Source organism: Xanthobacter sediminis (assembly GCF_043195015.1).
Classification (GTDB): domain Bacteria; phylum Pseudomonadota; class Alphaproteobacteria; order Rhizobiales; family Xanthobacteraceae; genus Xanthobacter.
The window spans coordinates 1-26,493 of record NZ_JBAFWH010000027.1; the positions used below are offsets into that span (position 1 = coordinate 1).

Here is a 26,493-nt window from a genome sequence, read left to right on the forward strand (position 1 = left end):
AGACCAGGCCCGAGACCATTGCCAAGAAAATCGTCTACCGGGGCGCCGTTGCCACGGCACGGGATATCTTCGATCTTGCTGCCGCGTCACGGGAGCATCGGTTGGAGGTGGTCTCCGCGTTGCGGGCCTTTCCTCAGCCAGTGGGGGCGACGCGGCAGCGCCTCGCCCCGCTGAACCCGGAATTTGTCGCGAGAACGATCTCGAAGCTGATGATCAAGCCGGCTTATGAGTCGATGGTCTCGGACACTCTTGCGATCGCCACCGACCTCCTCGACGAGGTCCTGCATGCTTCGTTCCATTCATGCTAACCCGCGATGGTGATCGCTACAGACGGTATTTTCTTCCGCCCGGACTGATCTCACCGGAAGCGGATCGATAGGGCATCCGCTCGAGCTGGCCGGCGATGTCGCGCAGGCTGAGGTCCGGATCGGCAATGGCGATTCCAGCTACCAAGGTCATCAGCCGGTCCACCGGCGGGCGCCGGGGTGCGCGCTGGAGCAGCTCGGCTTCCGCTAGCCGCTCCTGCACGAGCCGGTGCGCGGCGCGCGGCAACTTCTCGATGGTCCAAGCCTGGCCCCGATGGTTCAGCACCCGCACCACGTCGCCCCAGCTATGTTGAGGCCGCATGCGGCGCACGATCGGCAGCCAGGCAGAGGCCGAGGCGATAAGGGCGCCCACATAGACCTGCTGGCGCGCCGTGGAGGCGGCGCGGATTGCTTCCGGCCTGCGCGCGCGCAGGCCGGGATTGCCGGGCAGCTTGCCGCGGGCCTTGGCGGCCTTCATGCCGGCCTTGGTGCGCTCGGCGATCAAAGCGCGCTCGAGCTGGGCGACGGCACCGAGTACCTGGAGCGAGAACATGCCCTGCGGCGTCGAGGTGTCGATCGGGTCGCGCAGCGACCGAAAATGCGCCTGGCGGCTCTCCAGGTCCTCGATCACCGCCAGCAGGTGGCTGACCGAGCGGGCGAGGCGATCGAGCCGCACCACCACCAGGACGTCGCCGGCGCCGATCTCGCGCATCAGCTTGACCAGCACCGGCCGGGACCGCGAGGCGCCCGAGCCGTGCTCCTGGTGGATGAGGTGGCAGCCGGCCGCTCGCAGCTCATCGACCTGGGCGTCGGTCGCCTGCTCGTCGGTGGAGACGCGGGCATAGCCAATCAGCCGCCGCGCCGGCTGGGGAGGGGAGTGATAGGGGCTGGCCATGGCGGCTCCGGAGGGCGATTCCACCCCCTTTGTACAATCAAGCCAGATTTGAAAAAGCGGGCCTTTGCAGACGTGTTTTATCGGCCGCGGCAGAAGGTCGTGGAGACCGATCAGACCCTTTGGATAGGACTGAATGGCGGAAGAGGCCAAAATGGCCGCCTACGGCCTTCTGAGCGCGAAATTGACGATTTCAATGGTTTTGGAGGCCTGCAAGGTGTCGGCGAGGCGGCGACAGGCCTGATTTTCCGCCGGGCAGGTGCCTCTCACGGCTTCGGCAGCGCCGGCAATCCGCTGATCCAGGCGGAGCGGTCCGCTCGATGAGGGCGAGGAATCCGCCGATCCGGAGTGAGCGAGGATGAACAATGACACGTTTCCGGCCAAATCCAGCCATCTCGGCCAAGCAACACAGGCATCGCGAGAGCCACAATTCGAGGTCAGCTATGTAAGGTTTTACCAGCGAGGGTCAGGCCATTCGACGTTTTCCCACTGTAGGAAATCGGCTGGGGGCAGAAGGCTCTTGTCGCCTCGCTGTAGACGGAATGAGTAGAGGCTCTCGTACAACGGTTCGAAACTGGATAGAAGGTTCAGGAAATAACGTTTCCGTTCAGCTTTCGTCCATGAACAGAAAATGGCCGCCCGGCTCCGGAGTCTTTCAAAGACCGTGGGCTGGGCAGGATCAAGACGCTGCCAGAGAGTGATTGCCTCAGGGCCTTGTGCGGCAAAGTCGGCACGCAGAGCATCTTCAATGACGGCTTCCAGAGCGTAGGCGATGGCCTGTGTCTTGGCGGAATGGTCGAGGAAGGCAAGGGACAGCCGTAGCATCCGGTGCTGGACGAGCAGTACTGGCCATAAGGCCTGGACGCCGTAGCGGATGCCCATTTCCTCGTAGTGAGGCGGCGGCTGAAGAACCTCACGGTGGCCCTCATACGCCTTGCGCACATCGTAGGCCAGGCTGAGGAACATGCCCTCCTTATCTTGAATAAGCGGAGAGCGCTCGTTCACGTCGTGAATCACTTCGTGCAACCAGCGGAGGGACGTGTAGTCGCCGATCAGCAGAATACCGGCATGATTCTTCAGTAACTGACAGGACAACAAGCCGTTATTCCTCTCTTCCAGGTTCGCGCCAACATCAGGTGCCTATGGACCAGGGATCGAGGAGTTCGACACCAAGACTCTCAAAATCCCTCATGTTACGGGTCGCGAGCACGAGACCTTTTGCCAGGGCCGTGGCCGCGATGAGGCCGTCCATGGCGGATAGCCCGCGACCTTGGCGCTTGGCGAGCCCCATGAGGTCGCCCCAGGCCAGGGCAACCGGTTCATCGACGGGAAGACTGCGTTGTCCGAAGCGTCCCGGCAGGTCGTGGAGCAGCCACTCGGTTAGAGCGTCACGCCGCCGGCCTTCAGCCAGAAGAACCACGCCGCGTCGGACTTCGGCGATCGATACCACACTGATAAATGCGCGATCCTCATCCAATGTGTCCAACCACGTCAGGACGCCCGCGTTCGGAGCCGGCTTCGTCACTTCCGACAGGACATTGGTGTCGAGCAGGAGTTTCACAGCAGCAGATCACGTGGTTCGTCGCGCACGCGCTCAAGGTCCAGATCGGCGCTGCGCAGCGGCGAATCCAGCAGGAACTGCGCCAGCGTGCCTTTGCGCTCCGTCTTGCGTTGCCATTCCTCGGCCGAGACGACGACGACACTTGGCTTGCCGTTCCGGGTGATGACCTGGGGCGAGGACTGCGCGCGCTCGATGACCTCCGAGAGACGGGCTTTCGCTCGGGCGACGGTCCAGTTCGTACTTTCGTCGGGTGCAGGGAGCATATCAACCTCTATGACCATGATGACTATCATGACTATATAGCTGGAGGCATAGTACGGTGCAACCGGGCAGAGTAGGGAGATTCCTTGTGACTACAGTCCCGCAGCCTTTGTCAGGTTGAATCGGAAGCGATCCCGCCGACGCTGATAGCGCCGTGTCATCTCGGCCGAGGCGTGGCCAAGTTGCTTTTGGACATAGCGTTCGTCGACCTCGGCCGAGGAGGCGAGGCCGGCGCGCAGCGAATGGCCGGCGAATTTTTCCTCCCGCTCGCCTTCGGTGAGATCGTCGCGCACGCCCGCGGCGAGGGCAGCGCGTTTCACCAGCCGAGCGACCTCGCGGTCATTCAGCCGGTTGGGCCCCACGTCCTTGCCCAGGCCGGTCACCCGGCGAAACAGCGGGCCGTGGCCGATTTTCGCCAGCTTGAGCCAGGTCTCGAGCGCGACGACGGGGCAGGTCGCGTCGGATGAACCACGGCCCACCTCGATCTCACGCCAGCCGGTCTTGCCACGCAGGGTCACGACCACGCCGTTGTCGAGGATCTCGATCCAGCCGCGGCCATCCTCGGTGTGGTCCCGGCCGACATCCAGCCCGACAATTTCCGAGCGGCGCAGGCCGCCAGCGAATCCGAGGAGGAGCATGGCGCGATCGCGCAGGCCGCGAAGCGACCCGCGATCGAGCGTCTCCAGCATGGCGATGACATCCTCGGGCAGCACCGCTTCCTTCTGTCGGGGCGGGGCGGCATGCGTGTTGCGGATGCCGGCGAGCACGGTGGCGATGTGCCGGTCGTTGCGGTCGAGCGGCGTGCCGCGCTGGGCGTAGCTCCAGCCGATCGCCGACAGTCGCCGCTCGATGGTCGAGACCGCGTTCGGCTTGCCGCCGGGAAGGACGGCGCCCGAGGCACAGGCGGTGATGTAGAGCCCGACGACTTGCGGGGAGGGAGGAAGCAGCTCCAGCCCCTGGCGGCGGCACCATCTGGAGAAGTGCTTCCAGTCGGACGCATAGGCGCGGCGCGTGTTCGCCGAGCTCGCGGCATCGATATAGTCGCGCGCCCGCTCGGTGAGACGCTCCAGATGCGCCGGAAGGGCAGGGGAGGGGACCACGACCGGCGGGATCAGCGCGGCGTCAGTTGGATTGCGATCCGCATCGGGAAGGGGATCCTCCGCCATCGTCAGGCCGTCTCAATGTCCGTCTGGGAGAAGTCGTCGCCCTTGAACAGCAGCGGTTCACCGGTCAGGGTGGCAAGCGCATAAGAGAAGCAGTCGCCATAGTTCAGCGCCGCTGGGTGGCGGCCCTTGCCATAGCGCCGCCAGGCGCGGCGGGCCTGGTCGGCGTGCTCGGTGGTCACCGCGATGATCTCGACCTCGGCCTTGTGCAGCCATAGATCGAGCTCGGCGCCGCCGGCCTCGCCAAAGCGCCCTTCGATGACCATCGCGGCTTCGATGAGCGTTGCCGCCGAGATGAGCCGGACGGGATCGTCGGCGATGCGCTCGCGATAGCTCGGGGCATCCGGTTCGTTGAAGAAGATCGCGGCGATTGCCGAGGTGTCGATCACCATCAGTTCGGAACGCCGTTCTCGTCGTAGCCAATGATGTTATCGGGGCTGCGATCATCGAGGATCGGCAGAGCGTTCAAGCGCCGCTGCATCGCCTCCATGTCCTCCAGCAAGGCGGCCTTGCGTGCTTGCGCTCCCGTCCGCTTGAGGCGTTCCTCGATGGCACGGCGGGTGGCGACGGTGAGGGTCTCGCCAGTGCGCGCGGCGAGCGCGCGGGCGAGCCTTTCAGTCTCGGGGTCTTTAATGCTCAGCGCCACCGCCAAGGCTCCTGGTTCCTGATTTTCGATATTCTACCCGAGCGCTTTGCTTCGGGCAATTTTTGCGACACCTGCGGAACGCGATTCTCACGGCCTTGGGCCCGGCCGAGGGCCGCCCGCGGGCGCGAATCCACCGAAAACGACCGCTTCTCTATATAAAGCACAAAACATCCGATAATGTAAGATTATCGGATGTTTTTATTCGGAGACAGGGCGTGCGGTTCGTTGGCATCATGATGGCATAAACCGCACAGCCGCGTTACCCTGCGGGCATGGCGTTTCCGGTCGATTCGATCCTGCCTGCCCCTGCGACGATCCCCGCCGTGCCCGGCTGGGCGCTGCCGCGCGGCCTGGTCGAGGACCTCACCGAGGCTGCCTACATGGCCGGCGCGGCCTTGAATTGTCTCGATAATCTGGTGCGCGCCGAGCCCGCCTGGGCCGGCGCCTGGCGCCAGCGAGTCGCCCTGAAGGCGGCTGCGGCCGCGGCCCGCCTGCTCGGTCATCGCGAGGACGAAGCCGCGTTGCGCGACGCCTGGAACCTGCGCCCACCCGACGCCGATCCAGGCCCAGCCGGGAACCTCCTCGCCGCCTGGCGGCGCCTTGCCGCCCGCTCCCCGGTCCTCGACGCCGACAGCGTCCGCTCGGTGACCAACCAGCTCGGCCTGCCCTGGTCGGATGCCTTTATGGCGATCCCAGAAATCCTCGAGGACGCCGCGCGTACCGCCCGGCCGGCGCCGCTCGTTGCCGCGGCCGGGGCAGCCCGGGTCGCGGCGCTCGGGCCCCACACCGAGGCCCTGGCCTGGTGGTGTGCGGATCTCGTCCTCGCCGCGCGGCTGCGCTGGTCTCTGCCGGTGCCGGTCCTCGCCAGCCAGATCCATGCGCCGGCGCTCAGGGAGGCCGGGCGCGGGCGGCTGCGGCCAGGCGGGGAGGGGGGCGAGCGCGCCGTGTGCCTGGCGGCGGCCGCCGGCGCCGCCGAGGCCTGCCGGCTGGCGCACGACATCGCCGGCCGCGCCCAGCGCCTCGCCGCCGTGGCGCCGAAGCTACGCGCCAAGGGGGCAGGGGAGGTGATCATCCTGCTCCTGGAGGACGATGCGGTCTCCGGGTCTGTGACCACCAAGACGCTGTCGCGCTGGGCGGTCCGGCGGCTGTTCGAGCGCCTCTGCGACCTCGAGGCGGTGCGCGAGCTGTCCGGCCGGCCCACCTTCCGGCTGTACGGGCTCTAGGCCATGGCCCGCCGGCGCCGCGCCCCCACCACCCTCGACACCGAGCTCGTCGACCTGCCGGCGGATCTGCGCTGGCGGGAGTGGATGGCGCGGGTCGAGGCGGTGATCTTCGCCGCACCCGGACCGGTGGACCGGGACCGGCTCGCCCGTGTGGTCGGGCGCGACTGCAGCCTCGAGCTCGTCATCGGCGACATCCGTGAAGACCTGCGCGGGCGGCCCTACGAACTGGTGGCGGTCGCCGGCGGCTGGCAATTGCGCACCCGCCCGCGCCATGCCGAGGCCATCCACGCCGCTTTCGGGTCCGAGCCCACGGCGGTCCAGCTCTCGCAGACGGAAATACTGGTGCTCGCCTGCATCGCCTACCACCAGCCCGTAACCCGGGCCGAGCTCGGCCAGATGGTGGGAAAGCCGGTCAGTCGAGATGTCATCGCCGAACTGCGGGCGCGGGATCTCATCACCGCCGGTCCGCGGAGCCCTCAGCCGGGCGCGCCCTATACCTATGTGACGACGAAGGCGTTCCTCGCCCATTTCGGCTTGGACACGTTGCGCGAGCTGCCCGACATCGAGGCGATGGAGGAGGCGGGACTGCTCGACAAGGACAAGCTGTTGAGCGGGGGCTTTCCTCTTGTCGGAGAGGATGACGCCGAGGATGTCGAGGACGTGGCTGAGGCGGACGGCGACGGTTTCGACGAAGAGTTGTGACGGCCGGTTGGTCAGCGAGTGCGAGGGGGCAATGACATACTATCTTCGGGTCGTTGGTGAGGGGCACGGCAATCAGGTCTGGAGGATTGATGCCGACGAGGCCGTGAAGCTCGGCGTGTCCAATCCGGACAGGGGCCCCGGCACCTTCTACCGTCGCGGTGACCGTGACACGATCTGGGCTGCGCTTCGAGACGACACGGGCTGGATTCCCTCGGACGGTCCCCAAAGCGGCCCGTTTCACAAGCTGCAACTTCCCCCGGAGCACTACTACCCTCGCGTGGCGCGGCCGTTGAACGGCAGTTTGGCCGATCCGAAAAGTCCGGGAGCGCTCGCTGAGGCCAAGGCCGTCGCACTTGGCGTCGGGCAGGCGACAACACTGATGCGACGCCTCGAAGCAATCTGCCAGACGGTGCATCCAGAGCCCGAGACGTTTCAGACCTACGGGCACGAGATCCGAAATTTGCTCATACTGGCCGCGACGGAGGTGGAAGCCCACTGGCGCGGCGTCCTCGTCGCCAACGGCCGGCGGCAGGAGCGATACAGCACGAACGACTATGTCCGGTTGCTGCCGGTGATGCGGCTCAATGAATACGCCGTGGCCTTCCCGAGCTTTCCCTGGCTTGCGCCGATCCAGCCCTTTTCGGGATGGACCCAGGAAAACCCGACCCAATCGCTGACCTGGTATGACGCCTACAATCACGTCAAACACGACAGAGAGGGCGCCTTCACCAGCGCTCGACTGGACTATGCGATCGCCGCGGTCACCTCGTGCGTCATCATGTTGGCGGCCCAATGGACGCCCTCGATCGTGCTCGGAGGACGTTCCGATCTCAGTTCCTTTTTCCGGTTCGTGGAAATGCCGTCGTGGGCTCCAGGAGAAAGCTACACCCAGTCGCAGCCGTCGGCTGAAACGACATGGACCCAAGTCCAGAGCCCGGAACTGGCAAGCTAGGCTCAGGCCTCATTGATCAGAACCAGAAAGCGACGGTTGCGGCGATGCAGATAGCCGAGAAGAAGGTGTGGGCGCATCGGTCGTAGCGGGTGGCGATGCGGCGCCCGTCTTTCAGTTTGGCGAACAGGTTCTCCGCTTTATGGCGCTGGCGATAGAGCGCGCGGTCATAGGGATAAGCCCGCTTTCGGCTCCGGGATGAGGGGATGGAAGGACGTGGCGCCACTCTGCGAGATCGTCACCATCGACTTCGCCGAGGCCCGCGAGCGCCAGTCCGCGCCGGCGGTCGCTGCCCCTTCGGCTATGTCCGCCCGCCCGGCCGAACAACTCGTCTTGCTGTGAGGGGAGGGGATGCGGCCTTGATTGAAGAGTATATCTGTTTCGTGATATATAGATATCACGAAACAGATATACCAACGGCGCGCGATCGGGATCGGATGCGCGAATCTAGCGGCTGCTATCCTTTTTTGTCACGAGGAATATCGCTATGGCCCTCTTCATCCGCGACGCTGATGTTGACGCGCTCGCCGTCGAGCTCCAGCGGGTCACAAAGGCCCCGTCGAAGACGGCCGCCGTCCGCGCCGCACTGGAACACGAGCTGAACCGCCAGACACAGGCTCGGCCCCTCCTGGAGCGATTGCGAGGCGCCCACGCGAAGGCCGAGGCCATGGGGTTCCGCAAGGGGCAGGGGGCTTTCGACATGAAGGCCTTCACCGACGAAGGGTGGGGCGAGTGATGTTCATTGATGCATCCGCAATCGTCTCCATCCTCACGTTCGAGGACGACCACGAGATCCTTCTGCGTCGCCTGGAGGCCTCGCAGACGCCCCGATACGTATCGCCGCTCGCGGTCTTTGAAGCGGTCGCTGCCATCGCCCGCAAAAGTGCCCTGCTGGCCTCGTCGCCGGTCACCCCTCAAATCGTGGAGGCGGCCCAGGAGCTGGTCGCGGATTTCGTCAAGAGCGTGGACGCCAAAGAAATCATGGTGTCGGCAGAGATTGGCCGGAAGGCTGTCGTGGAGATGATGGAACATGGAAAGCTTATCGGCGCACATGCGCAGCTAAACTTCGGTGATTGCTTCGCTTCTGCCTGCGCAAAGGCGTACCGCGTTCCGCGTCTATACAACGTAAATGAATTCACGCACACAGCTTTTGCATAATTACTTTTTCTATGTATATCGCATATCGATATTTTCTAGATGGTGGAGGCTGATTTGAATCGCGAATCCGATAAGCTTGATGTCGCAACTCTGATATTGATCTACGAGGAAGCACTGAGGATCGCAGATAAGAACATTCAGGCCGATACCTCCACCCCGGAGGGGCTGCTTGCATATTTCGTCAGCCAGTACGCAAACGACACGGCGGACTACCTCGAGAAGTTGAGGGCTAGGGTCGAGACACGATCAGAGCCAGAAGGCGAGAGCGGTTGCGAGCGCCACAGCGGAGAGGAAGTTGGCGGGCAGCTTGTCGTAGCGGGTATGGACGCGCCGGAAGTCCCTGAGGCGGCAGAAGGCGTTCTCGATGAGGTGTCGGCCTCGGTAGCGCTGCTCGTCATATCGGATGGCGCGCTTGCGGTTGCGGCGGCCCGGTATCACGGGCGTGGCACCCGCTTCGCGCGCCAAGCGGCGTAGCCGGTCGGCATCGTAGCCCTTATCACCCAGCAGGTAGCGCATGGGCCCGGCACGTTCGAGAAGCGCGGGGGCAGCCTTCATGTCGCTGACGTTGCCGGGTGTCAGCATCAGCACGTAGGGACGGCCGATGACGTCGGTGAGCGCGTGGACCTTGGTTGTCCAGCCGCCACGCGAGCGGCCGATTGCCTGCGCCGCGCGCCCCCTTTTGCCCTGAACGCCGCCCGCTGGGCCTTGATGTAGGTGCTGTCGATGGCGGTGCTCTTCGTGACCGCGCCGGCCTCCACCAGCGCGTCGAGCAGCCTGAGCCAGAAGCCACGGCGAGACCAGCGGTTGAACCGATTGTAGATCGTCGTCGAAGGCCCGTAGTCGCTGGGGCAATCGCGCCACCGACAGCCCACCTTGAGCACGTGCAGGATGCCGGAGATCACCCGCCGGTCATCGACACGTCGAGCGCCAGGCTGGTTCTTCGGCAGATGCGGCTCGATTGCAGCCCACGCCGCATCCGACAACCAGAACAACGCCATACGCCGCCTCCCGTGATCCACACCTCCCGTGAATCACGACAACCGATCACGCTCAAGTCCATGATCGGGTTTTGACCCCAGGCAGGGCCTCGCCGCCTGAAGGGGCGTGAGCGAAAGCCCGTCGCTCATGGGGTGCGCCCCGTCCACCGGCGCGCGCCCACACGCCGCGGCAAGGCGAAGCTCTGCTCTGAAAATGAATGATGCACCGTCGCGGCTCACACGCACCTCGATGACCGCGACCTGGCGCCTATTGGCGTTGGTTGCAATGATGGTGGTCGCGCCGTCGGCGAGGCCGGCGATCAGGAGCTGGCGCGTCGTGGGCATGCACGCAGATGCGGCCTTTACCCCCTTCGGCCGGCGGCCAATGACGCTCGCCCAGGTCGCGACAAAAGCGATCGCGCCCACTGCCGTCATGCACAAGTGGCATGTCTTCGAGGCTGGGGGAGGATGAAGCGCTTCTGTGGATGGTGATGATAACCAGCGATGAGAATAGGTCATGGCCGGGCGACGTGCCCCTTGGAGCGGCTTGCCGAATTGCCGGCCTACCTGCGCCTCTGTCATCCGGGCGCGCACGATCGCGGTGCGTAGGAGAAAATCTTGGCGGAGGGCGAGTTTCGTGATACGTTACATGTAACAATTGCGGAGTTCCGCCATGGCCCCTTCGCCAGTCCGCCAACGGGTTCAGAAGCGCCGGGATGCGTTGCGCGCCGCGGGCATGCGTCCGGTCCAGATCTGGGTGCCGGACACGCGCAGGCCATGCTTCGAGGACGAGTGCCGCCGGCAGTCGCTGATCGTGGCCCAGGCTGACGCTGGAGACCGTGATCTGGCGGGATTCCTGGATGCCGCGTTGGCGGATCTCGATGAGGCATTGGGCGGCGAGGATGACGCGTGAGGCGCGGTGACCTCGTGACCGTCGCCGCCTCCGGCGACTTCGGCAAGCCGCGCCCTGCGCTGGTCATCCAGGCCGACCACTTCGACCAGACGGGTTCCGTGACCGTCGTGTTGGTGACGTCGATGCCGGTCGATGCGCCACTGATCCGGCTGTCGGTGGCGCCGGAAGCCCAGACGGGCCTGCCGCGGCCCTCGCAGGTCATGATCGACAAGACCATCTCGGTGCGGCGGGACAAGGTCGGGCCCGTGTTCGGTCACCTCGACGGCGGGACGATGTTGGCCGTCAGCCGCCTGCTGGCGGTGTTTCTAGGGATCGCATAGCGTAGCGTTGTGTTGGCCGTCGCGATTGCTGTCGTGAATGATCTCTGAAGCGACAACTTTGTGATAGGGCCATTTGGAAAGCAACAGACTCATCTTGCCATTTTAGGAATGGCATCCAAGGAATGGCCGATAATCCCTGTCACGAACGGAGATGAACGCTTGATCATCATATTTTTTTGTGATGTTATTGAGCCTATTCAAAGGCATTATCTCTAACAACGCGGTGAAATTCCAAACGTTGAGTGGCGGCTGATTCTGCGGGGTCAATCTGCGCTGAGTGCGTCCCAGCTCCTCCGGCATAAAGTCCAACAATGATACCATTCGACAAACTCAGAATCAGGATTCTTCATGAAAGATTGTATTGTAATAAGCCGCAGAGGGTGCGGGTGGCGGAAATAAATGATATAATTTCCAAATGTACATTAGTTAGGCGTGTTAAATACCCCCAGCCGGCGCTTCCGTCTGGCCAATGCTTCGGGAATGTGTCGAAGCTTGTTATCAATCATAATTATTCCGGGGCATTATGCTATGCAATAGATGAAACCAACATCGACACAATGGCTGTTCCACACGCGATCGCAATGAAAATCGATGGAAATTATGTAGAAACTACTATAGGTGGTGCGACTCCAATATATTATGTTATGACAATATATGATGGAGAAGACCTCATGCGGCTGGGGAAACGTTTGGGTCTTAATGAGGTGCAGATGTTTGATGTACCGCGATTTTCTCTAGCCATTGATGAGCGCGGTAATGTGATATTTCCGTTCAGAGAGGAAGACCGGCGTATCAGCCCTCGCAGTTTCCCGTCGGACGATTTCACGATCGTGCTGCGAGAGTTGTCTCTAACGGCGGCATGGCGGAAGATGAGGCGCTTTTGTGGGTGGCGATGATCACGAGCGCCGCGCTCATGCCCACCCACGCCTCTGTCATACCGCAATGAACGGCGACGAGGCGCCGGTGTGCGCCTAGCCGGAAATCAGGTGTTTTCCGTCGCGTTCTCGTGGGGGTTCATGTCGGCCCGCCCGTCGCCGCTGACGGCGAGCGTTCAGAATGCGCGAAAAACACTGTCGCATTGGTGCTTCAGGATTTATCGTGCGAAAACCTGCTGCCGAGGGTTTTTCGCATGCTTTTCGGTTATATGCGCGTGTCCTCCGATGGCGACTGCCAATCCACGGACCTTCAGCGCGACGCCTTGGTGGCCGCCGGCGTCGATGATCGCCACCTCTTCGAGGATCGAGCGTCCGGAGCGCGAGATCGCCGGCCCGGCTTAGATGCCTGCCTCGCCTTCCTCAAAGAGGGAGATACCTTGGTGGTGTGGCGCCTGGACCGGCTCGGCCGCTCCCTCCCCCACCTCCTGGACATTATCGCGCGCCTCAAGGGGCAGGGCGTCGCCTTCCGGTCCTTGACCGAGGGAATGGACACCACCACTGCGCACGGAGAGCTTCTGTTTCATCTGTTCGGTGCTCTCGCGCAGTACGAGCGTGCGCTAACCCGCGAACGCATCGTGGCCGGGCTCGATGCCGCGAGGCGCCGTGGTCGTCACGGGGGCCGTCCGCGAGCGATCGAGGGCGAGAAACTCGACGCCATCATCGCCGCTCTTGAAGGTGGAGCAAGTAAGGCATCCGTTTGCCGCATTCACGGCATCGCGCGGACGACGCTGCTGGATACCCTGCGCCGGGCAGGCTTCTCAAATTCTTCTAACTGATATCAATATTATATCGATGTGCTATTGACATGCTGCCGATATCGCCTCAACTTGTAGTTGATATAATATCGGCATTGACATGATGTTGCTGTTGTATGGATATTGATTTCATATCAATGTCCATATGGTGGTGATATCGCTATAAATATCGAGGTTGATATGTATGTGATATCGTTCGCCAACCCGAAGGGAGGCACGGGTAAGACGACGGCCGCGCTCCTCCTTGCCGAGCAGCTCGCGAGGGCCGGCGCCGCAGTCGTCATGCTGGATTGCGATCCCAACCAGAATATCGTGACCTGGGCGAAAGATCGCAAAGAGGCCGGCCGGACGACCCCTTTTCGCGTGATCGCCCGCCCGCCCGAGGATCAGGTTGTCGAGACAATCGACGCGCTGGACGGCATCGCTGATTACGTGATCGTCGATCTCGAAGGCACCGCGGCCCAGATCGTGACGTTCGTGCTCTCCCGCACGGATCTTGCCATCATACCGTTCGAGCCAACGCCGATGGAAACGCGTCAGGCCGCGCGCGCCGTGTCTCTGGTCAAAAGCACCGCCCGTATGATGCGCCGGGAGATTCCGTTCACCTTGCTGTTCACCAGAACGAATGCAGCGTTTGCCACATCGGACGAACGCGACGTTCGCGCGGAGACGACCGATTTGCCCATGCTGTCCGTCTCCTTGGTCAGGCGTGCCGCTTTTACAAGAATCTTTCGCGAAAGCCTCATGCTGAGTGAATTGAAGGCAGGGCAGGTGTCTAACCTCGAAGCAGCGCTCACGAACGCTCGTGATTACGCTCAGGCCATTGCAAATAAGCTCACCGACAAGGAGGCCGCTTGATGAGTAAATATGGTTTCCCTGACGATGAGATCGTTCCGCCGCCAGCCATTGACTTGCCGACGCCGAAGCCGAAGGCACAGAAGCCCGAGCCAGCGCTTGTTGCCGAAGCGGTCAAAGCCGGACAGGAACTCGGTTTCGTACCGCGCGAACCTGGGCCAACCGCTGCGTCTTCTGGCGTTGTGGTGAGAAGGGGAGGGCGCCGAAAGTCGGAGCCGCAAGACAAGCTTCTCGTGGCCGGCCCCGCAAGGGTCATCGAGGCTTTCCGAGATCTGTGCGAACGAGAGAACATTCCGAGCTATTGGCTCGCTCTCGAAATGCTGATGGCGCGCGCAAAACGAGAGTGAAAGGACTGGGCCATCCCGGCGCTTTGCGCCGGGAGCGGGCTCTATGCGCTGCGCACACCAAGCCACCGGCTGCGCCGCCGTCTCGGCCCATTCGGGTTACGATCCCTTGTTCAAAAAGGGGCGCTCCAGGTACAGCCCCTCCTACCTCCTAAGCTATTCCGAGACTTTTCCAGCCCGAAGGGCCGCACAGTCCTACCGTGCCCGGCGCGGGCCAGAACGCGCCCCCCCCCCGTGGCGCCGTAGTTATGGCCGGAGCTGTGGGAAAGTCTTGCCCCCCGAAGGGGGCGCATTCTTCAATAACGGGTTGGCTCGTCAGTAGCCGCACATGATCGAGTGAAAACTGTATCCGCACCGATTTCCGCCATGGCTGGCAATTTGCTGAGCACCCAGATAGCGAAACCCCTGGCGACCGCATTCACGAATGCCCCACGTGACAAGGGTTCCACAGCCGCCAGTCCAGGGCCAATCTCCGCAACGACTGCTGTATTCCCCTTCGCATGCTCGAAGCGTGAACCTTACAACGGGAATGGGACTAGAAAATGGTGCAAATATTGGTGGTCCATTATATGGGATGTAGTACTGTGCGAAGGCAGCTGTAGAAAATAAAATGTAGGAAGATACAATAAAGATTGAGAGCTTCATCGCCATTCCTCATTCTAATGTGAAGATTCTATCAGTTGCGTTGTTGATGCAGATACCGATGTTTTTCCGATAGAATTGATATGGATGCCATCTTCGTGTGAGCAGTCTCGTAGCTACGTACCCACAGTGCACAACTTGATCAAAGCGACGGAAGTCGACTGCATTACTGTTGCTTGCAACTCAACGCTGGCCCCAATTAAATTGGTATTCAAGGATAATTTTCGGTGATGCGTTCTTCTGTGGTGTATTATTGCTCTGCTGCCAGGAGAGCAGATGCGCGATCTCCGGTAGCCTTGTAGCGCCCTTCCTTTTATCAAATCACGGCGTGAATCGGTTCCGCTCCGTCTGCGCCACCATTTCCGGCCGTCTGAAGTAGATCGCGCGACCGCACCGCAGCGGGCGTTGTCCCGCCTTGATGATGATCTGGTCGTCCCGGCGCATGTCCTGCAGCACCTCGTGCGGCAGGATGAGCGCGCGGCGCTGATAGCTGGTGCTCTCGGTCGCTTTCGCCGCATTCGCGCTCAGGCCCGCCTGGCGCGAACTCGATCCGACCTCGATGGTCATCTCGCCGCACAGGTCCGAAACGTGCCGCGCCGTCTCGTGCGTGCCGACAGCAGCATATGACGTGAGGGCCGCGCTCTCGAACTAGGCCTGGGCGCCAGCTTTCCCGAAATGCGCTTCGATCTGCCCTACGGATTGGTAGAACAGGGCGAGGGAGATCCCGTACTTTCGTCCGCGGTCTCTCGCCTCTTCCAGGAGCTTTATGTAGCCGAGCAAGCTGGCTTCATCGACCAGAAACAAGACGCGCTTGCCCGCCCGGCCATCGGTCTGAATCATCGCATTCAGCAGCGCGCCGATGATGACGCGACCGATCCCCGGATAGCTCTTCAGCGTGTCCATGCGGAGGTTCAGGAAGAGGTCGATCTTGCCTTCTGCGAGGTCGCTGGTCTTGAATTTTCCGCCACAGACAAGGGCGGCATAATTGCCGAGGGAGAGCCACTGCGTATCCTTCGACGCGGTCGAGTAGACGCCGGAGAAGGTCTGCTCGGTCATGTTCACGAACACACCGAGCGTCTGGCGCACGAACTCCGGTTCGCTCTCTTCGGCGACGATTTCCGCCAGCATGGCGAGCACCGATGGTTCCGGCACGCACACAACTTCCCGAAGGCTTCTGAGCGACTTTTCGCCATCGAAGTTGGGCGAGAGCAGGATATATGCGAGCAGACCGGTCAGGAGATTATGCGCCTGATTCTGGAAGTAGCTTCCGGTGGAACTTTCGACCCGCGAGCTCTCGGAAAGCAGCATGTGTGCCACGGACGCGATGTCCTCCTCCTTGCGGCTGGAGGTGGAAATCCAGTCGAGCACGTTGAATCCTACCGCTGGGTTGGCCGGGTCGAGAATGATCACCTTGCGATCGGAGTTCATCGCGCGGCGCGCCTTTGCGATCATCGGCGCGATCTCAATGGAAGGATCAAAACAGACGATCGGGTCCTTATAGTGGAGCCCGGTGGGGATTACGCTCGCGGTCGTTTTGTAACCACCGGAACCCGCGAAGAACAACAGGTGTCCGCTGTCGTTCCCATAGCGATGGCACAAAAGTGGAGCACGGCCGCCCTTGCCCCAGGTGCTCCGGTCGCCCGGCTCGAAGTCGATTTCCGCGACCCGGTCTTTGTCAACCCGGTACGCTTCACCGATCACAACGAAGCCGTCCGGGGGGAAAAGCTTCTGCGCCTTATCCATGGTCATCCAATCGGCGTCCCCGATCATTCCGCGCCGAACACGCTTCACCTTGCTCGGCACGTGGGTGGCGAGGCGCGCCCCAAGGCCCGCGACCGCCACGGCGACCAGGCCGCCGGCGATCACGAAGGCGCTCACATATTCGACGAGCTGATCGAAGGTCATTCCTTGGCTTGCATATGGCGCCAGGCGCTCGAACTCGCGCCACGCATATGCGACGGCGACGACCGCAACGAGGCCGAGGTTGATGAGCGCAACGGGGAGCCGCTTGTGTCGCGGCATGAAGGCAACGACAGCGAGCCCGGCAAGAGCTGGTGGCACGAACATCGCGAGAGGAGCTGCGCGTGTGAACCAATAGAGCGTCTGGTCGTGCAGTCCCTGCCCGAGCCTGGTCCAGAGCACATTGACCAACACCGCGCAGATGGCGAGGACCGATGCCGGCACAAGGGCCCACCAGACGGACGCATCTTTCCAGTTGATGTTGTGCATGCCGACCTTCCGTGTGGAGATGAAAAGTGTGGAGATGAAAAAAGCCCGTCTCCCTCGCCTGGGGGCAGGTCGAGGGAGAAGGGCGAGTGCGCCTCTTCGGGCGGTCTGGGTGGTCAGCGACGGCGGCTACTGCGCGTCAGCCTCGACATCGTTCTTCGTCACATCGCGCATGGCGGAGATCCCGAGCTGGCGCAGTTCGCGCCACTGCGGATCATCCGGGCCGAGCTTCGCCGCTTGAATGAGCGCGCCGAGCACGAAGGCGCGGTCGGCGCCGCGCAGGCCCGCTTTCACGACCAGCCCGCCGAGGGCGATCTTCTCGTGGGCATCCTTGCGCCTCTCGTTATGCATCAACGCACTCCTGCGCTCCTTCAGCCGGTAGACAGCGCGCTCAAGCGTCCGCAGGCTCCGCGCTGTCTTGCTGCTCGCCGGCCGGCTGTCCGTCGCCAACCTCTGCCGGCCCGCCTGCGGGGGGCTGTTCCGCGCTGTCCTCTGCGTCGCGAAATCGGGTCACGATCGTGGCGAACGCGTCTTTCAGTGCGTCATCGTCCACGTTGAGATCAGCCAGCCCGGCAGCAATCGCCAGCTTGCCAATGCGCGTTGCCTGTTTTTCCTGAAGCTCCTTTCGGCGCTTCTGAAGACCGATGATCTGCGCATCGATATCGCAGATCGCTGCAGATCGCCGCGCGCCTCTGGTCTTGACCATGCTACGTCCTCTCAACTCTTTCGAGATCAAAGCCGTAGCGACGCGGAAACATAGCGTCAATGTGGTGATTATTTACCCGACATTTCGCCACTTCTGGTGTTCCGCCTGTGCGCGCTTTTCGAGCGCGCGTCGCCGGCAGACTGCCGGCTCTTGAGCGGAGTGGGCTTTGGCCCACGGAGTTACAAGCGCAATATGTGTCGCGTTGCGACAATGCGGCCATGATGCTAAAACGGCACCATGGCGATCGGGTACGCACGTTTCACGTTCGTAGGGGGAAAGGGTGGCGGCAGCGCCGTCACGGCCGCCGCCTATCGCCATCGCACGTCCATGGTCGATCAGGCTCGGGGGAAGAGCGTCTCCTTTGCCCACAAGGCCTGCGACCTCCTGCATTCCGAGGTGAGCTTGCCCCCGGATGCTCCCGAGTGGATCAGGGCCGCAGTGCAGGACCGGACCCCGGCGGAGGCGAGCGAAGCAATCTGGAACATCGCCCAGGACACCGAGGTGCGTCTCGATGCGCAGTTGGCGCGCGAGGTCCTGCTCGCCCTGCCGATCGAACTGAGCCTGGATCAGAACATCGCGCTCGTGCGCGAGTTCGTCGAAACGCATCTGACCTCAAAGGGCATCGTGGCGGATTGGGTCATCCACGGCGCCAAGGACAACCCCCATGTCCACCTGATGCACACATTGCGTCCGCTCACCATCGGCGGCTTCGGGCCCAAGGTCAGCCCGGTCCTGGGCGAAGATGGGAAGCCGCTGCGTGTGGTCACGAACGCACGGCCGAACGGTCAGATCGTCTACAATCAATTCGTCGGTGAGCGCTCGGTTGACAAAACGTGGAAGCTCGGGTGGGCAGATGCGGCCAACCGGCATTTGGCGATGGCGGGCCACGACATCCAGATCGACATGCGCTCTTATGCGGAGCGCGGCCTTGACCTGAAGCCCCAGCGGCATCTTGGCGCCAACATGGCCGCCATGGTCCGCGAGGGGAAGGCGACGCACTTCGCGCCAAAGCGCGAGGCCGAGCGCCTGGACATGGCGGATCGCCTGGCGCGCGATCCGAGCCAGTTGATCGCGCTGCTCAGCGACCAGCAATCCACCTTCACGGAAGCGGACATCGCCCGTGCCTTGCACCGGCATGTGGACGACATCGCGGTGTTCCAGAACGTGAAGGCCGCCGTTCTGGCGAGCGAGGAATTGTGCCTGTTGCGGCCCGCCGTTCCCGCCGACAAGGCCAGCGGAGCGAAAGCCGAACCCGCGATCTACACCACGCGGGAGATAATGAAGGTCGAGCATGGCATGGCGGAAGCCGCCGGCCGCCTTGCCGCCGCGCGCAGCTTCGGCGTGAAAGACAAGGCGGTCGCCAAGGCCATTCGGTCGGTCGAGACGAAGGACGCATCGCGCCCATTCCGCTTCGATGCCGAACAGGTGGAAGCCGTCCAGCACGTCACGAGCGCTGGGGGAATTGCCGCGGTTGTCGGCTATGCCGGCGCGGGCAAATCGACCTTGCTGGAGGCGGCAAACGTCGCGTGGAAAGCCGATGGACGGCGGGTGTTCGGTGCGGCCTTGTCCGGCAAGGCGGCGGAGGGATTGGAGGAAAGCTCCGGGATCACATCGCGCACGCTCGCCTCCTGGGAGCTGGCGTGGAAGAACGGGAACGCTGCCTTGCAAAAGGGCGACGTGTTCGTGGTCGACGAAGCGGGCATGGTGTCATCGCGCCAGATGGCCCGCTTCGTCGCGGCGGTCGAAGAGGCCGGCGCGAAGCTCGTGCTTGTGGGCGATGCGCAACAGTTGCAGCCGATCCAGGCGGGCGCGGCGTTCCGCGCCGCCATGGATCGGATCGGCGCGAAGCACCTGGTCGGTGTGCGCCGCCAGCGTGAAGAGTGGATGCAGGACGCCTCGCGCGATTTCGCGAGCGGCGATAGCCAGAAGTTCGCCCGCGCGATGGGCGCCTATAGGGATCATGGCGCGATCCGGCAGACGCTCACCAATGACGAAGCGCGGGCCGCTCTGGTTGAGGAATGGACCAACATACGGATCGAGATCCGCGCACAGAAGGAAGCCAAGGGGGAAACGCTCCAGGGCAACGAGATGATCGTTCTGGCGCACACCAATGCCAATGTGCGCGCGTTGAACGACGCCATGCGCGGCGTGCTTCAGGACGCCGGTGAGCTGAAGGATGCCCGCGGGTTCACCACCGAAGGTGGCACCCGAGAGTTCGCCGTGGGCGACCGTCTGTTGTTCCTGGAAAATGCGAACTTCATCGAACCAAGCGCCCCCGAGCTTGAGCGTCAGAGCGTCAAGAACGGCATGCTCGGGACCGTGACCGCGACCACGGACGCGGCGGGCAAGCCGCGCCTGTCCGTGCGGCTCGATGCCGGTCGCGAGGTGGTGTTCTCAACCGACACGTACCGCAATGTCGATCATGGCTATGCGACGACGATCCACAAGTCGCAGGGCGCGACGGTGGATCATGCTTTGGTGCTGGCGTCCTCCATGATGGATCAGCATCTCACCTATGTGGCGATGAGCCGTCACCGGCATTCGGTCGCCATGTATGCCGCCCAGGAGGAGTTCAGCGATCCGCGCGCCGGGCGCCTAGTCGAGCATGGCGCCGCACCCTATGAGCACGATCCGACAAAGGGCGAGAGCTATTACGTCACGCTGGAAAGCGATAAGGGCCAGCAGCGCACGATCTGGAGCAAGGATCTTGGCCGCGTCATGAAGGAGCACCAGCCGGAAATCGGTGAGAAGATCGCACTTCAGCATCTGGGCAGCGTTCCGCTGACGCTACCCGATGGCACGATCACCCATCGCAATGCATGGAGGATGCGCGGATCTGAAGACCTCACTTATGAGCAGCTTCAAACGCGCCTGTCGCGCTCTGGCGCCAAAACGACGACGCTCGATTTTGAGAATGAACCTTTGTACCGGGAGCATGCGGATGCGTTTCTGCATCGGCGCGGCTTCGAGATCCTGCGCGACATCGGGCCTTCGATCACAGCAGTGGTCGAAAAACAGGCGAACCTCATCGCCCAGCAGCACGAGGCGCTCGCGGATCTGTGGAGTCGGGCCGAACATGCGCTTCAGCGCATGGGCTTTGGGCGCTCCCTCGCACCAGAGCCCGTTCAGGCCGCCGCTCCCATTGCGCCAGAGGACCGGATCGGGTCGGAGCGCCCTGCGCTTGTTCCCGGCGTCACCGAACATGCCGCGCCGGTCCTCGATGCGGCTCGGACGCGCTTCCTCGCCAGCGCCCAGGGCCGTGACAACGCCGCGGAACTGTCTGCGCGCCTGACCGGGATCTACCGCAATCCCGAGCTGGCGAAGGAGGCGATCACAAGCGCTGCGCTGCGCATGACCGGCGACACGGCGCGCTTGTCTGAACAGATCCTCCAGCGGCCGGAGAGCTTCGGTGCGTTGCGCGGTTCGGGCCGTCTCATTGACGGACGCGGTCAACGTGCAGCGCGGGAAGACGCCATGCTGGCCTTGCCGGAGGCGGCGACCATTGCCCGTGTCCAGGCTATCGCATGGCGCAATGGCGAGGCACGCCATCTTGCGGCCGAGACCCGGCAGCGCGAGGCCATGTCCGTTGTGATTCCGGCGCTTTCACAATCCGCCGCCGCCCAACTCGATACGCTCGCAGGCCTTCGCGCGCAGGGTGGCGAGGACGCGTGGCGCAAGGGCTTTGAGATGGTGCGTGCGGATGCCGGCACCATGGCCGAGATCCGCGCGGTCACCGCGGCGCTGGATGCCCGTTATGGGTGCACCGCGTTCACGCCCAAAGCGGATGCGCTCGCCACGCAGACGATCGAGGCGCGCACCCCGACTGAGGCGCGCGCCGGCCTTGCGGCCGAGGCGCCGCGTCTGGCGGAAGCGCGGGCCGTGTCGCGTGCGCTCGATCTCGTGCACGTCCGCGAGCTGGCCCAGGCCGAGGGCAAGGCTCCCGGCGTGATCCAGGACCAGGTGCAAGATGGCCCCATGCCGGCGACGGCCACCCCGCCGGTGCCGGCCGAGAAGCCCGCCCCCATGTTCGCGGCGGTCACCCGTTTCGCGGAGACCGTTGAGCAGGTCGCGGAGCGGCGCGCGTGGGCGCGGGCGGATGTCGCCGCAGCCGTCCAGGAGCTGGCCGCCGAGGCGGGGAAGGTCTGGTCGGAACCGGAGCGGGCCGTCGCTGCGATCCGGGGTCGGATCGAGGCCGGCAAGACCACGCCCGCGGCGCTGCGCGAGGACATCACCGGCGCGCCCGAGACGTTCGGGACGCTGCGCGGCTCTGGGCGGCTCCTGGATCGGTTCGGGGCGGCCGGCGCCGAGCGCAAGAAGGCCCTCGATGCCGTCTCCTTCACCGCCACCGTTGCCGGCACCTTGCTCGATGACGTTGCGAATTACCGGACGGTCGAGAGCGCGGCCGAGGTCGAGCACCGCAAGCGCATGGCGATCGAAGTCCCTGGGCTGTCGGAGAGCGCTTCTCACGCCCTGCAGGCCCTGAAGGCGACCAAGGACTATGGCGAGCGCCAGCAGATCGTGAGCCGCATGCCGCTGGCCGTGCGCACCGAGATCGCCCAGGCCGACCAGGCGTTGCGGGCGCGCTTCGGCACTTATGAGAATGCCTCCGTGGAGGCATTGCACCAGCGTGTGCCGGAAGATCAGCGCGCGCGCCTCGATGCGGTTCGCGCGGATATGTCGGCGGCGCACGCAGTGGTCCGGATCGAGAACACCATGAAGCATGAGCAGGAGCGGTTGCAGCGTCGGCACAGCCGCGGAATTACGCCGACGCGGTAGGGCATTGTTCGAGGGGCAAGCAATCGCGATTGTCGTCTCATGCGGATAGCGTGTTAACGTAGGAGAATAGTCACGCATTTCGTCTCACGCGCAAATTATTTTTCCTGCAATGAAGGCGTAATTAGAAATATATGCTTGAGCTTTGTTATTTTCTCTATAAAATATGGGTAGGTGTCTGTTTGATGAAAGGGCTGGTATGACCCACATCGAAAAAGTTCCGCATCTTGCGATCAGTGATGAGGAGCGGCGCCGGCGGCGGGAAGCGGTCAGCTACGCGACTGCCTCGGTGCGCCTGGAGGGTTTCGTGATGAGCGAAGAGCAGGAGCGCCACGCGGAACGCTTCATCAATGGTGAGATCGATCTGGCTGAGTTCGTGAAGGTGCCTCATGACCCCATCATTCCGCGCTGACGCGGGTTCACCATCACGCGCCGTGAGAATCTATTGGATTGACTCCAACGCCTGGACCTGAACCGCCCCGGGTCTGCCGGAGGCTCCAACTCCTGAAAAGGTGGAGCCATGACGGGCAAGACGACAAACAAGTTCTCCCCCGAGGTGCGCGAGCGGGCGGTGCGGCTGGTGCTGGATCACGCGCATGAGTATCCGTCCCGCTGGCAGGCGATCCTGTCGGTCTCGGCGAAGATCGGCTGCTTAGGGCAGGCGCTGAACGAGCGGGTGAAGAAGGCCGAGGTGGATACCGGCAAGCGGGTCGGCGTTTCGACGGACATGGCCGCGAAGCTAAAGGCCCTCGAGCGCGAGAACCGCGAGTTGCGGCAGGCGAACGAGATCCTGCGCAAGGCATCGGCGTATTTCGCCCTGGCGGAGCTCGACCGCCGGTCGAAGACATGATCGCATTCATCGATGATCATCGCGGTGCGTATGGGGTCGAGCCGATCTACAAGGTCCTGCCGATCGCCCCCATAGCGATCCGGAACGGATGGCGTCCCGCGATCCTATGCGACCTACCATGCGCATGTTGCCCGGCGGATTGATCCGTCGAAGCTCTCGGCACGGACACAGCGCGACGCGGTCTTGCGGCCGGAGATCGAGCGTGTGTTCGCCGAGAACTTCGAGGTGTACGGGGCACGCAAGGTCTGGCGGCAGATGATGCGGGAGGGGTTCGACGTAGCCCGCTGCACCGTCGAGCGGCTGATGCAGGGCATGGGACTCGCCGGCGCGCTCCGCGGCAAACCGGTCCGCACCGCGGTGCAGGACAAGGCGACGCCATGCCCATTGGACCATGTGAGCCGGGTGTTCCATGCGCCAGCGCCAAACAGGCTCTGGCTGTCGGACTTCACCTATGTTACCACTTGGACTCGCTTCGTCTGCGTCGCCTTCGTGATCGACGCCTATGCTCGCCGCATCGTCGGCTGGCGGGTGAGCCGGACCGCTCATGCCAGCTTCGTGCTGGATGCCCTGGAGCAGGCCCTTCACGAGCGACGGCCTGTTCATCGCGGCGGCCTGGTGCACCATAGCGACCGCGGCTCGCAATACGTGAGCATCCGCTATACCGAGCGCTTGGTGGAAGCCGGTATCGAGCCCTCCGTGGGCAGCGTGGGCGACAGCTACGACAACGCCCTCGCCGAGACGATCAACGGTCTCTACAAGGCCGAGGTCGTCCATCGACGTAGGCCCTGGCGATCCTTCGAGGCCGTCGAGTTCGCGACGCTGACCTGGGTCGACTGGTTCAACCATCGTCGGCTGCTGGAGCCCATCGGCAACATCCCGCCGGCCGAAGCCGAGGAACGCTACTACGTCATGCTCGACGCGCAGCAAATGGCGGCGTGACCCACACGAAACAGCCTCCGGTAAACCCGGCGCGGTTCAGTTTGTCGGCCGGGATGTGGCCCTTAAGGGCATTGAGGAAGCTGATGAACTCACCAGTTGCGCCGAGGCCGCCGCAAAGGCTGGCAGGAGCGTCGCACCTTTACTTTGGAAGCGCCGGAAAAGGCGCGGTGAGTATCGACACGCGCTTCGGCTAGCAAGGGTCAACCGCTCTAATCGGCTCTCTCAACCTGCTGATGTTGGGCGCGGCTGGCGGCGCGCAACCGCGGAGAGCAGGGCACGGGGAGCCGACGTCTCTTCCAGAACCGCGCTCGGTCGTTCGCGGTTCTGCGCCGGCCCCCATCACGCCGTTGATCACTTCGAGGTGTCGGATGGCAGTGCCCGGCGCGCCAACATCTCGGGTGAATAGGTGCCGTCGCTATTCAAGTCTTGCGTGCGCTGCTGAAGCCAGTAGAGAAATTGATGGATAGATGTCGTCGTTTTTTCGCCATTTCCAGCCCGGAATGAGTAATTGTCCGCTTCGCCGCTCTGGATGAGATTGGTGATGTACTCGATCCGGGGGCCAACCTGGTCCTCGGGGAGGGTGGCCACGTTGGTTTCGTACATTGTGTGGCTCTCGACGTTATTCGAATAGAGCTCCGGATTGGCTTCGTGCTGCGATTTCCACTCCGCCTCGGTCCGGGCTGCCTCCGCCTTTCTGGCGGCAATTTCAGCTTTCATTGCTTCAGTGGGTTGAAAACCTACTCCTGGAGGTAAACGTTTCCACTGTACATTCGCGTATTTTTGATAGTCCTGATACTGCGCCAACTGGGCCATGGCTTTTAGCCGATCCATTGGTGATCCTCGCTGAAAGAGTGGGGCCCGCAGCGTGCAAGGCTACCACAACTATATGGTGATAGCCTTGCACGGGGCTGGTCTAGGCGAAAACCGATCCTGAGAAATGCGTCCCATCAGCGGTTGCGAAAAACTCGATGGTGTTAAAACCATCGTACCAATTCTCAAGTCTGACGACCGCGTTTGGGTATTGTGCTGCATCGTCGTCAGAATATATGATGAGATCATCTCCTTGTCTAGAATAAAGCAAATCGCTCACGGTCGCGATACGTTGCAAATATACATAGTCGTTACCAGACGATCCTGTATCCTTGATGGTCGACTGTAGAACTGTATCGACGTAGTAAATATCGCCGTTGTTCCCGCCGTCTGCGAAGCCCCCGCCAAGTTTAAGGTTTAACGTGTCCTCCCCATCGTCCCCATAGAGCTCGAACCCGATATACTCGCCGTTCAGAGTGTCAGCGCCTGCCCCCCCATGGGCTGAGCCATTGCCGAATACCGTGATCGTGTCATTGCCGCTGTCGCCATAGGCTGTGCCACTACTGATGACGATTCTGTCGGCCCCGCCACCCCCTTTGATGACAGTCCCGAGGTCGATGCCATTGCCGTAGTTGAAGGTCTGTCCCTGGTTATTCCCTGCGCTGTAGATCTCGTCGTTCCCATCTCCGCCGTCGATCGTATCGGCCTGGTTACCACCAGGCATCGGCCCAACAGCGCCGACATCCGTTCCGAGCCCTCCGAATATGATATCCGCACCGGCGCCGCCGGTGATCGTGTCATCTCCGCCGCCGCCTTCCAGGCGTGTTCCAGTGGCTCCGGCAATCAGGTTGTCGTCGTGGTTCGAACCGATGAACCGTTCGATATTCGTGTAGATATCGCCGGTGGCGTCACCGCCACTCAGTGTGCCGGTGGCCAGATTGATGGTGACGCCGGAAGCACTCGTCAGATACCACAAGCTATCGATACCGGCCCCGCCATCGAACGAATCCGCGCCGGCGCCGCCGATGAAGATGTTCGCAGCGTTATCACCAACGAAGGTGTCATCGTAGGCGGTTCCGTGAATGACCTCGACGTTGGTAAAGACATCCTCGGAGGCCAAACCGGTGTGACCACCTGTTACAAGATTAATGCCGATGGCGGATGTTGCGTCGGCATAGGTGATCATATCGACACCGTTGCCACCGTTGACATGGTCGGTATTGGAGCTTGCGATGAAGGTATCGCCATAGTTCGTGCCAGCGATGACTTCGATGCCGTCGAAGGTGTCGCCTGCTCCGATCCCGGAGAACACGCCAGTTGCGAGGTTGAACGTCATGGCGACCGTACTGTCGACATAGCTTGCCGTGTCGGTGCCGTCTCCACCGGCGAACTGGTCGGCGCCGGCGCCACCGACAAGGACATCATCGCCATTGCCGCCATAAAGCTGATCGGCGCCCAGGCCGCCATTCAGGGTGTCATTACCGTCGCCGCCGTAAAGCTGATCCGCGCCATCACCACCGTTCAGCGTATCGTTGCCGGTGTTTCCGGTGATGATGTTGTCGCCGGCATTGCCGGTCAGCGTGGCATT

26 protein-coding genes, 6 pseudogenes and 1 other annotated feature are annotated in these 26,493 nt (G+C 62.8%); of the genes and pseudogenes, 16 read left to right on the forward strand and 16 right to left on the reverse strand.

Annotated elements, in window-relative coordinates; all coding sequences use genetic code 11:
• Nucleotides 1–308, forward strand: a pseudogene (locus V5F61_RS19900) (hypothetical protein); the annotation flags it as partial.
• A gap of 16 nt (nt 309–324) precedes the next feature.
• Here the strand turns inward: V5F61_RS19900 and V5F61_RS19905 are convergent.
• The 8 genes from V5F61_RS19905 to V5F61_RS19940 all read right to left on the reverse strand — a co-directional run bounded on the left by V5F61_RS19905 (nt 325) and on the right by V5F61_RS19940 (nt 4,828).
• Nucleotides 325–1,200, reverse strand: coding sequence for a recombinase family protein (locus V5F61_RS19905; RefSeq protein WP_393990445.1), 876 nt, complete (start codon nt 1,198–1,200; stop codon nt 325–327).
• 159 nt (nt 1,201–1,359) lie between these two features.
• On the reverse strand, nt 1,360–1,563 hold the full coding sequence (locus V5F61_RS19910; protein WP_393990446.1) for a hypothetical protein: 204 nt from the start codon (nt 1,561–1,563) through the stop codon (nt 1,360–1,362).
• A gap of 87 nt (nt 1,564–1,650) precedes the next feature.
• Nucleotides 1,651–2,295 (reverse strand): DUF6904 family protein, encoded by a 645-nt coding sequence (locus V5F61_RS19915; protein WP_393990447.1) that lies wholly within the window; start codon nt 2,293–2,295, stop codon nt 1,651–1,653.
• 34 nt (nt 2,296–2,329) lie between these two features.
• Entirely contained in the window at nt 2,330–2,758 is a 429-nt protein-coding gene (locus V5F61_RS19920) for a type II toxin-antitoxin system VapC family toxin (protein WP_393990448.1), read from the reverse strand.
• Nucleotides 2,755–3,039 carry a type II toxin-antitoxin system Phd/YefM family antitoxin gene (locus V5F61_RS19925; protein ID WP_393990449.1) on the reverse strand — a complete coding sequence of 95 codons (285 nt, stop codon included), beginning with the start codon at nt 3,037–3,039 and terminating at the stop codon, nt 2,755–2,757. Before V5F61_RS19925 ends, V5F61_RS19920 begins: the two co-directional genes overlap by 4 nt.
• A gap of 72 nt (nt 3,040–3,111) precedes the next feature.
• Nucleotides 3,112–4,185: a site-specific integrase gene (locus tag V5F61_RS19930; protein WP_393990450.1), complete on the reverse strand. Its 1,074-nt coding sequence runs from the start codon at nt 4,183–4,185 to the stop codon at nt 3,112–3,114.
• Nucleotides 4,186–4,187: 2 nt separating this feature from the next.
• Nucleotides 4,188–4,574, reverse strand: coding sequence for a type II toxin-antitoxin system VapC family toxin (locus V5F61_RS19935; RefSeq protein ID WP_393990451.1), 387 nt, complete (start codon nt 4,572–4,574; stop codon nt 4,188–4,190).
• Complete coding sequence (locus V5F61_RS19940; RefSeq protein WP_393990471.1) at nt 4,574–4,828, reverse strand: type II toxin-antitoxin system VapB family antitoxin; 255 nt, start codon at nt 4,826–4,828, stop codon at nt 4,574–4,576. Before V5F61_RS19940 ends, V5F61_RS19935 begins: the two co-directional genes overlap by 1 nt.
• A gap of 272 nt (nt 4,829–5,100) precedes the next feature.
• Between V5F61_RS19940 and V5F61_RS19945 the strand changes: the two genes are divergently transcribed.
• From V5F61_RS19945 to V5F61_RS19955, 3 genes are read left to right on the forward strand one after another with little or no spacing between them, the layout of a single operon-like run.
• A complete protein-coding gene (locus V5F61_RS19945; RefSeq protein ID WP_393990452.1) occupies nt 5,101–6,051 on the forward strand; it encodes a DUF1403 family protein in 951 nt (316 codons plus the stop codon).
• 3 nt (nt 6,052–6,054) lie between these two features.
• The gene (scpB, locus tag V5F61_RS19950) at nt 6,055–6,753 is read left to right on the forward strand and encodes an SMC-Scp complex subunit ScpB (protein WP_393990453.1); all 699 of its coding nucleotides are present in this window, start codon (nt 6,055–6,057) and stop codon (nt 6,751–6,753) included.
• A 31-nt stretch (nt 6,754–6,784) separates the two neighbouring features.
• Nucleotides 6,785–7,705: a hypothetical protein gene (locus V5F61_RS19955; RefSeq protein WP_393990454.1), complete on the forward strand. Its 921-nt coding sequence runs from the start codon at nt 6,785–6,787 to the stop codon at nt 7,703–7,705.
• 16 nt (nt 7,706–7,721) lie between these two features.
• Here the strand turns inward: V5F61_RS19955 and V5F61_RS19960 are convergent.
• Nucleotides 7,722–7,910, reverse strand: a pseudogene (locus V5F61_RS19960) (IS5/IS1182 family transposase); the annotation flags it as partial.
• Between the two features lie 8 nt (nt 7,911–7,918).
• Here V5F61_RS19960 and V5F61_RS19965 point away from each other — a divergent pair.
• From V5F61_RS19965 to V5F61_RS19975, 3 genes are all read left to right on the forward strand, one after another.
• Nucleotides 7,919–8,044, forward strand: a complete 126-nt coding sequence (locus V5F61_RS19965; protein ID WP_393990455.1) for a hypothetical protein — start codon at nt 7,919–7,921, stop codon at nt 8,042–8,044.
• 145 nt (nt 8,045–8,189) lie between these two features.
• Nucleotides 8,190–8,438, forward strand: a complete 249-nt coding sequence (locus V5F61_RS19970; RefSeq protein ID WP_393990456.1) for a type II toxin-antitoxin system VapB family antitoxin — start codon at nt 8,190–8,192, stop codon at nt 8,436–8,438.
• The gene (locus V5F61_RS19975; RefSeq protein WP_393990457.1) at nt 8,438–8,860 is read left to right on the forward strand and encodes a PIN domain-containing protein; all 423 of its coding nucleotides are present in this window, start codon (nt 8,438–8,440) and stop codon (nt 8,858–8,860) included. Before V5F61_RS19970 ends, V5F61_RS19975 begins: the two co-directional genes overlap by 1 nt.
• Nucleotides 8,861–9,106: 246 nt before the next feature.
• Here V5F61_RS19975 and V5F61_RS19980 read toward each other — a convergent pair.
• Nucleotides 9,107–9,858 (reverse strand): annotated as a pseudogene (locus tag V5F61_RS19980) (IS5 family transposase).
• Nucleotides 9,859–9,891: 33 nt separating this feature from the next.
• Complete coding sequence (locus V5F61_RS19985; protein WP_393990458.1) at nt 9,892–10,356, reverse strand: pilus assembly protein N-terminal domain-containing protein; 465 nt, start codon at nt 10,354–10,356, stop codon at nt 9,892–9,894.
• 154 nt (nt 10,357–10,510) lie between these two features.
• Here V5F61_RS19985 and V5F61_RS19990 point away from each other — a divergent pair, with 154 nt between their 5' ends.
• From V5F61_RS19990 to V5F61_RS20015, 6 genes are all read left to right on the forward strand, one after another.
• On the forward strand, nt 10,511–10,750 hold the full coding sequence (locus V5F61_RS19990) for an antitoxin MazE family protein (protein WP_393990459.1): 240 nt from the start codon (nt 10,511–10,513) through the stop codon (nt 10,748–10,750).
• On the forward strand, nt 10,747–11,070 hold the full coding sequence (locus V5F61_RS19995; protein WP_393990460.1) for a type II toxin-antitoxin system PemK/MazF family toxin: 324 nt from the start codon (nt 10,747–10,749) through the stop codon (nt 11,068–11,070). Before V5F61_RS19990 ends, V5F61_RS19995 begins: the two co-directional genes overlap by 4 nt.
• Nucleotides 11,071–11,552: 482 nt before the next feature.
• The gene (locus V5F61_RS20000) at nt 11,553–11,966 is read left to right on the forward strand and encodes a hypothetical protein (protein ID WP_393990461.1); all 414 of its coding nucleotides are present in this window, start codon (nt 11,553–11,555) and stop codon (nt 11,964–11,966) included.
• 233 nt (nt 11,967–12,199) lie between these two features.
• A complete protein-coding gene (locus tag V5F61_RS20005; RefSeq protein ID WP_393990462.1) occupies nt 12,200–12,781 on the forward strand; it encodes a recombinase family protein in 582 nt (193 codons plus the stop codon).
• Nucleotides 12,782–12,940: 159 nt separating this feature from the next.
• Entirely contained in the window at nt 12,941–13,618 is a 678-nt protein-coding gene (locus V5F61_RS20010) for an AAA family ATPase (protein ID WP_393990463.1), read from the forward strand.
• The gene (locus V5F61_RS20015; RefSeq protein WP_393990464.1) at nt 13,618–13,962 is read left to right on the forward strand and encodes a hypothetical protein; all 345 of its coding nucleotides are present in this window, start codon (nt 13,618–13,620) and stop codon (nt 13,960–13,962) included. The genes V5F61_RS20010 and V5F61_RS20015 overlap by 1 nt, the downstream gene beginning before the upstream one ends.
• 960 nt (nt 13,963–14,922) lie before the next feature.
• Here the strand turns inward: V5F61_RS20015 and traG are convergent.
• From traG to V5F61_RS20030, 3 genes and pseudogenes are all read right to left on the reverse strand, one after another.
• Nucleotides 14,923–16,830, reverse strand: a pseudogene (gene traG, locus V5F61_RS20020) (Ti-type conjugative transfer system protein TraG).
• A gap of 126 nt (nt 16,831–16,956) precedes the next feature.
• A complete protein-coding gene (locus V5F61_RS20025) occupies nt 16,957–17,178 on the reverse strand; it encodes a conjugal transfer protein TraD (protein ID WP_393990465.1) in 222 nt (73 codons plus the stop codon).
• 40 nt (nt 17,179–17,218) lie between these two features.
• Nucleotides 17,219–17,533 (reverse strand): TraC family protein, encoded by a 315-nt coding sequence (locus tag V5F61_RS20030; protein ID WP_393990466.1) that lies wholly within the window; start codon nt 17,531–17,533, stop codon nt 17,219–17,221.
• A 237-nt stretch (nt 17,534–17,770) separates the two neighbouring features.
• On the opposite strand from V5F61_RS20030, the gene traA reads away from it, so the two are divergent.
• The 3 genes and pseudogenes from traA to V5F61_RS20045 all read left to right on the forward strand — a co-directional run bounded on the left by traA (nt 17,771) and on the right by V5F61_RS20045 (nt 24,095).
• A complete protein-coding gene (traA, locus tag V5F61_RS20035) occupies nt 17,771–22,309 on the forward strand; it encodes a Ti-type conjugative transfer relaxase TraA (protein WP_393990467.1) in 4,539 nt (1,512 codons plus the stop codon).
• A gap of 196 nt (nt 22,310–22,505) precedes the next feature.
• Nucleotides 22,506–22,718, forward strand: a complete 213-nt coding sequence (locus V5F61_RS20040) for an antitoxin VbhA family protein (protein ID WP_393990468.1) — start codon at nt 22,506–22,508, stop codon at nt 22,716–22,718.
• Nucleotides 22,719–22,826: 108 nt separating this feature from the next.
• A pseudogene (locus V5F61_RS20045) lies at nt 22,827–24,095 on the forward strand (IS3 family transposase).
• Nucleotides 23,111–23,227 (forward strand) — a sequence feature (AL1L pseudoknot). (Overlaps the previous pseudogene by 117 nt.)
• 351 nt (nt 24,096–24,446) lie before the next feature.
• On the opposite strand, the gene V5F61_RS20050 reads toward V5F61_RS20045, so the two are convergent.
• Nucleotides 24,447–24,908 carry a hypothetical protein gene (locus V5F61_RS20050; protein WP_393990469.1) on the reverse strand — a complete coding sequence of 154 codons (462 nt, stop codon included), beginning with the start codon at nt 24,906–24,908 and terminating at the stop codon, nt 24,447–24,449.
• A 100-nt stretch (nt 24,909–25,008) separates the two neighbouring features.
• A pseudogene (locus tag V5F61_RS20055) lies at nt 25,009–26,493 on the reverse strand (hypothetical protein); the annotation flags it as partial.

Coding starts and splice junctions, on each gene's coding strand:
- V5F61_RS19905 (WP_393990445.1), bottom strand. CDS start 1,200: ATGGCCAGCCCCTATCACTCCCCTCCCCAGCCGGCGCGGCGGCTGATT.
- V5F61_RS19925 (WP_393990449.1), bottom strand. CDS start 3,039: ATGGTCATAGAGGTTGATATGCTCCCTGCACCCGACGAAAGTACGAAC.
- V5F61_RS19930 (WP_393990450.1), bottom strand. CDS start 4,185: ATGGCGGAGGATCCCCTTCCCGATGCGGATCGCAATCCAACTGACGCC.
- V5F61_RS19935 (WP_393990451.1), bottom strand. CDS start 4,574: ATGGTGATCGACACCTCGGCAATCGCCGCGATCTTCTTCAACGAACCG.
- V5F61_RS19945 (WP_393990452.1), top strand. CDS start 5,101: ATGGCGTTTCCGGTCGATTCGATCCTGCCTGCCCCTGCGACGATCCCC.
- scpB (WP_393990453.1), top strand. CDS start 6,055: ATGGCCCGCCGGCGCCGCGCCCCCACCACCCTCGACACCGAGCTCGTC.
- V5F61_RS19955 (WP_393990454.1), top strand. CDS start 6,785: ATGACATACTATCTTCGGGTCGTTGGTGAGGGGCACGGCAATCAGGTC.
- V5F61_RS19970 (WP_393990456.1), top strand. CDS start 8,190: ATGGCCCTCTTCATCCGCGACGCTGATGTTGACGCGCTCGCCGTCGAG.
- V5F61_RS19975 (WP_393990457.1), top strand. CDS start 8,438: ATGTTCATTGATGCATCCGCAATCGTCTCCATCCTCACGTTCGAGGAC.
- V5F61_RS19985 (WP_393990458.1), bottom strand. CDS start 10,356: ATGACCTATTCTCATCGCTGGTTATCATCACCATCCACAGAAGCGCTT.
- V5F61_RS19990 (WP_393990459.1), top strand. CDS start 10,511: ATGGCCCCTTCGCCAGTCCGCCAACGGGTTCAGAAGCGCCGGGATGCG.
- V5F61_RS20005 (WP_393990462.1), top strand. CDS start 12,200: ATGCTTTTCGGTTATATGCGCGTGTCCTCCGATGGCGACTGCCAATCC.
- V5F61_RS20010 (WP_393990463.1), top strand. CDS start 12,941: ATGTATGTGATATCGTTCGCCAACCCGAAGGGAGGCACGGGTAAGACG.
- V5F61_RS20015 (WP_393990464.1), top strand. CDS start 13,618: ATGAGTAAATATGGTTTCCCTGACGATGAGATCGTTCCGCCGCCAGCC.
- V5F61_RS20025 (WP_393990465.1), bottom strand. CDS start 17,178: ATGCATAACGAGAGGCGCAAGGATGCCCACGAGAAGATCGCCCTCGGC.
- V5F61_RS20030 (WP_393990466.1), bottom strand. CDS start 17,533: ATGGTCAAGACCAGAGGCGCGCGGCGATCTGCAGCGATCTGCGATATC.
- traA (WP_393990467.1), top strand. CDS start 17,771: ATGGCGATCGGGTACGCACGTTTCACGTTCGTAGGGGGAAAGGGTGGC.
- V5F61_RS20040 (WP_393990468.1), top strand. CDS start 22,506: ATGACCCACATCGAAAAAGTTCCGCATCTTGCGATCAGTGATGAGGAG.
- V5F61_RS20050 (WP_393990469.1), bottom strand. CDS start 24,908: ATGGCCCAGTTGGCGCAGTATCAGGACTATCAAAAATACGCGAATGTA.